Source organism: Kitasatospora nipponensis (assembly GCF_039528135.1).
GTDB classification, from domain to species: Bacteria; Actinomycetota; Actinomycetes; order Streptomycetales; family Streptomycetaceae; genus Kitasatospora; species Kitasatospora nipponensis.
Genome location: NZ_BAAALF010000499.1, coordinates 1 through 1,098, shown reverse-complemented (window position 1 = coordinate 1,098; position 1,098 = coordinate 1). Strand labels below are relative to the sequence as shown.

Genomic DNA, 1,098 nt, shown 5'->3' with positions numbered 1-1,098 from the left:
CCGCTTCATGTCGGAGTGATTGACGTACCGCTGCGGATCCTCTACTACAATCCCGCCACTCACCGGATCCGGGCGCAGATGTCCCATGACCCGGTGCTTGCCGAGGGTCTGGCGACTCAGCCATGGGCTGATGAAAGCCAGCAGTACCTGCACCGCCTGCTGGTCGGCAAGCCGGCCAGTCCGGACGAAACAGATCCTGAGTTCGAAGCACTGCGGGCCAGTCTGGAGACGGTGGATCAGCAGGAGCCGGGGCTTATCACCCACGAGGGCATCCTGGTGAACGGCAACACCCGTGCTGCCGCCCTGAGAAACCTGAACAGGCCGTCGATCCGGGTTGGTGTCCTGCCGCAGTCATTCACCTGGGACGACATCAATGCTGTCGAGCTGGCGCTGCAGCTTCGACCGGACAAGAGGCGCGATTACTCCTATATCAACCGCCTCCTGGCAATGGAGGAGCAGGAGCTGAGCGGAAGGGCCGCGGTCGATATTGCCCGCTCCTTCCATATCCAGCTCAAGACGTTCAGGCAAGAGCGTTGGATCCTCGGGGTGATCCAGGAGATGATCACGCGCAGTCGGACGCCTGAGGGAGTTCAGCTGAGTCTCGCCGACTTTGAGGGTCACCAGGAGAACCTCAAGGAGCTGCACCGGAACTACGTCAAGGCAGAGGCCACCAGCCGGGAGATGGCCGAGCAGATCAAGGAGAACAGGATGGCTGCCATCGTTCTCGACTTCGCGAAGACAAGGACCCGGCTGATCAGTGACGGCTTTCAGGGGGACTACCTGGACAAGGTGCTCCCCGAGAGCTTCTCTCAGAATGGCGCTCGCCCGGACGCTGCGCCTATCGCGATCGCGGGTCTGAGCGTCTCAGTGGCGGCTCCTTCCGGATTTGTGGTGCAGGCCCGGAGCGTCACGGACCGCATCCTGCAGGCCAAGGCCGCAGAGTCGGCCCGCCACCTGCCAGTCGAGATCCGCGAAGCCGCTCGCCAGGAGGTGGTGACCGCCCGGAAGGCCATGCGGCGTGCTCTGGACGCGGCAGACCGGGACGACCGGCTCAAGCGGGTGCAGCAGACCACGGCGGAAAGGCTCGACGATGCGACG

The 1,098-nt window shown here is 63.7% G+C and carries 1 protein-coding gene; it reads left to right on the top strand.

Translation table 11 applies throughout. The features are described from left to right. Window positions 1–15 precede the first annotated feature (15 nt). Window positions 16–1,098: transcriptional regulator (locus ABD323_RS41470; RefSeq protein WP_344447262.1), on the top strand; the 1,083-nt coding region annotated here is incomplete at its 3' end.